The sequence below is a fragment of the Streptomyces sp. NPDC002701 genome (genome assembly GCF_042889045.1).
In the GTDB taxonomy this organism is placed as follows: domain Bacteria; phylum Actinomycetota; class Actinomycetes; order Streptomycetales; family Streptomycetaceae; genus Streptomyces.
In genome coordinates this window covers 1-6,129 of record NZ_JBIAQL010000061.1, presented here as the reverse complement: position 1 = coordinate 6,129, position 6,129 = coordinate 1, and the positions used below count along the sequence as shown (strand labels likewise).

Here is a 6,129-nt window from a genome sequence, read left to right as displayed (position 1 = left end):
CGGAGGGCGGTGATCAGCCTGCCGAACTGGCGCGGGGTCAGCCCGGTGAACGGGGCTGTCCAGGAGGGCTCCGAGGCCGTGATCACACCAGACACGGCAAGATCATCTCACCTCTGACCAGCAGTTACGGGACAGGTCTTAGGCATGCGCGATACCCCTATACACAAAAGTCGTGTACTTCACGGGCGTTCAGGGCGTGGCTCCTCGCCCGGATCAGTCTGAACGAATACGTCTCGTGACGAAATGGTCATGGTCTTCTCGCTCGGAAGTCCGGTGTGAGCGTCAACTACGCGGACGAAGTATCCGCTTGGGGGGCCTGCGCTAACTGTCTGTGTATCCGAGTCGAGGCTCCACAGAGGTGATTCCACGGTTCCGGCAAGTGATTCAGTGCCCGACCGGAACCGTATGGCGGCACCTAGAGCGTAACCACCGCCAGCAGCCGTCAGCGCCAGATCGATGGCGGCAGTCATGGGTTGCAGGCTTGCGAAGCGCCGGGTCTCAATCGTGCCTGTGGCTGGTCCATCCGGGCGCTCCTTCACGTGTGCGTCGATGAACTCCACAGCGCGCCAGGCGCGAAGTACCGGGTCTTCGTCTGCGGTCGCATCCTTGGTGGCGCTCCGGATCAGTAGTTTCCTGAGAAGTTCGGCGGACTCGTCGTTCTCCTCGATGGAGATCGGTGATCCGCGGCGCACTCCGTGCCCCAAGCGCTGCAAGCAAGCACACAGCCAGCCTTCAAGGGCATCCGGGCTTGCCGACTGGGATATTCGGAAACGCAAATGTCGAAGTCCGATGTCCCCGGGATCGAGCGCGGTGCTTCCGGCGATCGCGTACACCAGCAGAGACCACCGGTCTTCGACTGTTGAGGGTGTCGACTTGGGAGCCGGCCCAGGCTGAGTTCCGTAGGGAGCAGCAGCACAAAGGGCCATCAATTGGCGAGAGCGACTCTCCGAGGCCGTCCATTTTTCGTTCAACATGGACGGTAGGCTACAACTCGGGGGGCAATGAGCTGTTCCCAGTAACCGTCGGCCACCGTCCGTGAGCGAGCGGCGTGTCGTGCGGTCCGTGGTATCCCCAAGTCCGGGCAGGCGTGAGGCCCCTGGTAGGAACGATCTTGCGACAGAGAGATCCGACCGAGGGGCCTCACATGCCGACCAGTGTCACATACACCGCCGTGCTCGATGTGAAGCGGTCCACCGCCGAGTACCTGGCCGGCCTCCTGCGCGACCACCGGATCGTGACCAGGACCCGCAAGGGGCGACGCGCGCTGGGCTGCTTCAAGCAGGCCGTGCTCGTGCTGCGCTGATTCCTCGACGGCACCCGCCTGGCCCAACTCGCCCGTGACAATGGCCTGTCGACCTCAACTGCATACCGCTACCTCCACGAGGTACTGGCCGTCCTGGCCGCCGGCGCACCGGACCTGTCCACCGCGCTGGAGCGCGCGAAGAGCCGGGCTGACGCATCTGAACCTCGACGGTACGGTCATCCGTACCGACCGCGTCGGCGCCCCCGGGTCCCAACGGCGCAGTCCTCTGGTGGTCCGGAGTCCAGGAGAACTTCACCAGGTAGCGGCCGGTGTCCCGGTCGCCGAACACCCAGCGGTCCCGTCTGGAGTGGCGGAACGCGCCGAAGTACCGGGCCACGACCCAGCGTTTCGACTTGTTCGGGTGCGCCCGCAGTCCCCACCGGTAGGTGAGCCGCCACAGGTAGTGGTCCAAGGAGGAGAATATCTCCTTGGACACCCCGGTGCGGTAGTAGGCCGCCCAGCCCCGGATCACGGGGTTGAGCTTGTTGATCACCGCTTGGGCGTTGGCCCCGTGTAGAGCCTTGACCTCGGCGGCGCGCCTGCTGCGAATGCGCCACACCGCTGCCTTGCTGGGCTTGGTCAGCAGCTTGCCGTTGCGGTAGCGGCGGACGTTGAACCCGAGGAAGTCGAAGCCGTCTACGAGACGGACGACGTGCGTCTTGTCCTCGTTGAAGGCCAGTCCCCTCGGCGTCAGCCACACCGCGAGCTGCTGCTTGACCTGCCGGGCCTGTTCCCCGCTGACGCACAAGGCCACCAGAGCGTCGGCATAGCGGATCACCACGGGGGTGCCCGGCTCCGACTTGCCCGCGTGCCTCATCCCGTCAGGGAAGTACCGGACCCCGGCGGCTTGTTCCAGCCCGTGCAGGGCGACATTCAGTAGCGTGGGGCTGATCACCCCGCCTTGTGGAGCTCCCTCCTCGGTCGGGGTGAGTTGTTCACGCTCGACCACGCCTGTCTTCAGCCACTGCCTGATCTGTTCCCGCGCGGGGAACGTGCCGAGCTGGCGGAGAAGATGGTCGTGGTCGATGCGGTCGAACGCCGCTGCCAGGTCCGCGTCGAGAATCCACCGGCGGTGCGGATTCTTTCCCCCGACCGCGTTGAAGATTGCCTCGATGGCGTCATGGCAGCCACGGCTGGGCCGAAAACCGTACGACTTCGGCTCGAACCGTGCCTCCCACTCGGGTTCCAGCGCGTTGAGGGCCCGCGCCTGGAGAGCGCGATCAATGATCACCGGGATACCGAGCGGGCGCTGTTTCTTCCCTCCTGCCTTGGGGATATACACCCGCCTGACCGGCCGGGCCCTCCACGTGTCGGCGGATCGCTGCATCCAGTCGGCCAGTTCGGCCTTGCCCTGGGGCAGCAGCACCACCTGCCCGTCGATCCCAGCGGTCGTGCGGCCAGCGTTGACCTTGTGACCCGGCGCACGCTGAGCAGCGTGTTGGCGCGGGAGCGGAGCATCAGCTTCTGCAGATCGCGGACCCTTTTCAGGTCCCCTGCCTGCGATGCCGTGAAGATGCGTTGCCGAAGTCGCCGTACGTCGTCTTCGACCTGCTGCCAGTCGACGGCCAGCCAGTCGGTGATCTCGTCCCCAGGTCCGTTCACCGCAGCCTCGGCTGGGGCGTCCAACTTGTCCCTCGGTTCGGGGTGTTCGAGCATCTGGTCTCCACAGACTCACCCGACCCACGTCGGCACCCTTTCGAGTTCGGGCACGTGCCCGTATCCGGCCGGTCATGCAGGGCGATCGGCGGAGGGCCGAACGTGTTGCCCCGTCTTCCCGCTGCCTTTCAGCTGCCGGCGTTCGCTTCTTGGGTCATCCTGTTCCCGCCCGGGGGCTGGGCCTTCCTCGCAGTCGGCTCACCGCTCAGTCGCCTGAGCGGATCCCGTCGGGGTTTCCACGTTCCACACAGTTGAGATAGGATCGGGGTGGGCGCTCTCCATACCCCGGGGACGGTGGTGTCCTCCCGGTCGGCGGTTCGCAGTCCGACCGGCACCCGCCGCTTCTCCGCGGCCAGTCCCTGCACTCCGTTGAAGACTTCCGTCTGGCGGAGCCCAAACGTGACGAGGCATCATCAGGGGTTCACTCGCGTTCACCCGTCCGGTCTTCCCCTTGCCTGTGGCCCCCGGACGGATCGGGAACCCTTAGGCGTCTTCTTCGAGCTCCGCACCCCACTGTTGCCAGTGACGCACGTCGAAGCGGGGACGGGCCTTGGACACTGGCCCGGATCTACACCTTCGACATCAGTCGAACCTCCAATCGGTGCAACCACTCAAACTGTGCGACCTCGTGTCGCACCGAGCCTGCGTTCCCCGGCCTCAGCAGAGCCGCCACGGGCTCCCCGGTGCCTCCCGGTCCGTAGTCGACGAAACCCATGAGCGGGTGGTGACCATAGGTCCGCTTCCAGGTCGGGGCTGCGTCCTCCTTGTCGGAGTGCGCGATCGCCAGTACCCCGTCGAGATCGACGGTCACCATCCCGCCGGTGTCGGGCGCGGCCCGGCCGACCGTTCGCCAGACGCGCTCGCGTGCTTCGGCCCGCGCGGAACGGATCGCCCGCAGGGCCTTCTCCCCGGAGGCCGCGAGGGAGTCGAGCAGGTGGGAGACCGTTGGGTCGGAGGCGACCGGCCCGAACACTGCCGGCTCGGCCCGCAGCATGCCGACATCCGCGAGACAGTCGCCGCCCAACGCGACCGCCAAGGCGACGTCCAGGAGGACCTACCCGGGATCATGAACGGCCCGTGGCTTCCGCCACGGCCCGAGTGCCTCGGATATCGCGGTGTCCAGACCGGCCTTGCGGACCGTCTCCACCAGCAGGACCGAGCCAGCCTGCGAGACCACCTGACGGCCGTCGCCCTGGACCCGGACAGACGGGTATGACCCGGTAGGCTCTCTCACCTGGAAAGTGCTCTTTTCCTCGCAGCCAACAGGACCCTCAGCAAGTCCTATCGTTGCAGGTCAAGGAGGCGTGCCCGAGGCCGACGGCCTTCGTGTAGCCGAGCCCTCGAGCAGCGCATTGCGGAGCCTGGCAGCTGACGAGACGGGACGCCGCAGCCCGCTCCCGCAGGGGGCCGCTGCCATCACTGGCGCCTCCCCAAGCCAGCGGCCTCATCCGCGGGCCGCCGTACAGGAGTTCGTGAAGACAGCGCCTCTGCGGGACACCGCGCAGGGACATGCGTACCGGGTTTCAAACCAAGCAGGAGGATCCCAGCAGTGCTTTGAGGTCGCCGAAAAGCGCCGGGCTCGGTGTGACGCGGTGTCGGTCGAGACGCAGCACCGTTGTCTTCTGTCGGCCTTGGACCTTGATGCGTACTTCGCTGTTGCCGCGATGGTGGCTGAGGATCTCCCCGAGTCGGGTGACCAAGGGCGGGGTCACCCGGTTCTCGAGAATGCTGAGGATCACTGGGGCATCGATGCCTGCGTTCGACAGGTCGGGGACCTGCATCTCCATAGCGACGAGACGGGGGACGTCCTCGCGCTTGTCGAGGCGGCCCTTGACGAACACCACGGCGTCCTCGACGAGTTGCGTGGAGACGAGCTGGTAGGTCGCCGGGAAGAACATGCACTCGATGGAGCCGGCGAGGTCCTCCACCGTGGCGATGGCCCAGGCGTTGCCCTGCTTGGTCATCTTGCGCTGGAGGCCGGAGATGATGCCGCCGATGGTGACGACCGCGCCGTCCGCGTGCTCGCCGCCGGTGAGCTGGGCGATGCCCGCGTCGGCCTTGTCGGAGAGCACGTGCTCCAGGCCGAAGAGGGGGTGGTCGGAGACGTAGAGGCCGAGCATCTCCCGCTCCTGGGCGAGGAGATAGGTCTTGTCCCACTCGTCGGTGGTGAACTCGACGTCGAGTCCGAAGCCCGGCTCGCTGCTGTCGTCCTCGCCCATGCCGCCGAAGAGGTCGAACTGGCCCTCGGCCTCCTTGCGCTTGACCGCGACCACGTTGTCGATCATCGGGTCGAAGTGCGCGGTGAGGCCCTTGCGGGTGTGCCCCATGGAGTCGAAGGCGCCCGCCTTGATCAGCGACTCGGTGGTGCGCTTGTTGCAGGCGACGGCCTCGACCTTGTCGAGGTAGTCGGGGAAGGAGGCGTACTTCCCCTTGGCCTTGCGGCTGCGGATGATCGACTCGACCACGTTCGTACCGACGTTGCGGACGGCGGAGAGACCGAAGAGGATCACGTCGTCGCCCTGGGCGGCGAAGTTGTGCTCGGACTCGTTGACGTTCGGCGGGAGCACCTTGATCTTCATGCGCCGGCACTCGTTGAGGTAGACCGCGGACTTGTCCTTGTCGTCCTTGACCGAGGTGAGCAGCGCGGCCATGTACTCGGCCGGGTAGTTCGCCTTGAGGTAGGCCGTCCAGTAGGAGACCAGGCCGTACGCGGCGGAGTGGGCCTTGTTGAAGGCGTAGCCGGCGAAGGGGACCAGGACGTCCCACAGGGCCTGGATGGCCTCGTCGCTGTAGCCGTTCTTCTGGGCGCCGGCCTGGAAGATGGTGAAGTTCTTCGCCAGTTCGTCGGGCTTCTTCTTGCCCATCACCCGGCGGAGGATGTCGGCCTCGCCGAGGGAGTACCCGGCGATGATCTGGGCGGCCTTCTGCACCTGCTCCTGGTAGACGATCAGGCCGTAGGTGACCGCGAGGACCTCTTCGAGCGGCTCCTCCAGCTCGGGGTGGATCGGGGTGATCTCCTGGCGCTTGTTCTTGCGCTCGGCGTAGTTGATGTGGGAGTTCATGCCCATCGGGCCGGGCCGGTAGAGGGCCGAGACGGCGGAGATGTCCTCGAAGTTGTCGGGCTGCATCTGGCGGAGCAGTGAGCGCATCGGGCCGCCGTCGAACTGGAA

Annotated in this window: 2 protein-coding genes and 5 pseudogenes; 1 reads left to right on the top strand and 6 read right to left on the bottom strand. The window is 66.2% G+C overall.

Features of this window, described 5'->3' with window-relative positions; genetic code table 11:
• Together ACFYXC_RS41705 and ACFYXC_RS41700 are read right to left on the bottom strand one after the other, a co-directional pair.
• Window positions 1-95: pseudogene (locus tag ACFYXC_RS41705) on the bottom strand (IS5/IS1182 family transposase); the annotation flags it as partial.
• An 84-nt stretch (window positions 96-179) separates the two neighbouring features.
• Entirely contained in the window at window positions 180-833 is a 654-nt protein-coding gene (locus ACFYXC_RS41700; protein WP_389558364.1) for a hypothetical protein, read from the bottom strand.
• A gap of 311 nt (window positions 834-1,144) precedes the next feature.
• Between ACFYXC_RS41700 and ACFYXC_RS41695 the strand changes: the two are divergent.
• Window positions 1,145-1,542, top strand: a pseudogene (locus tag ACFYXC_RS41695) (IS5/IS1182 family transposase); the annotation flags it as partial.
• Between the two features lie 143 nt (window positions 1,543-1,685).
• On the opposite strand, the pseudogene ACFYXC_RS41690 reads toward ACFYXC_RS41695, so the two are convergent.
• The 4 genes and pseudogenes from ACFYXC_RS41690 to dnaE all read right to left on the bottom strand — a co-directional run.
• Window positions 1,686-2,669, bottom strand: a pseudogene (locus ACFYXC_RS41690) (reverse transcriptase domain-containing protein); the annotation flags it as partial.
• 101 nt (window positions 2,670-2,770) lie between these two features.
• A pseudogene (locus tag ACFYXC_RS41685) lies at window positions 2,771-2,959 on the bottom strand (reverse transcriptase N-terminal domain-containing protein); the annotation flags it as partial.
• A 568-nt stretch (window positions 2,960-3,527) separates the two neighbouring features.
• Window positions 3,528-4,193: pseudogene (locus tag ACFYXC_RS41680) on the bottom strand (transposase).
• Window positions 4,194-4,482: 289 nt separating this feature from the next.
• Window positions 4,483-6,129 (bottom strand): DNA polymerase III subunit alpha (gene dnaE / locus ACFYXC_RS41675; protein WP_389558362.1); only part of this gene is annotated, 1,647 nt, incomplete at its 5' end.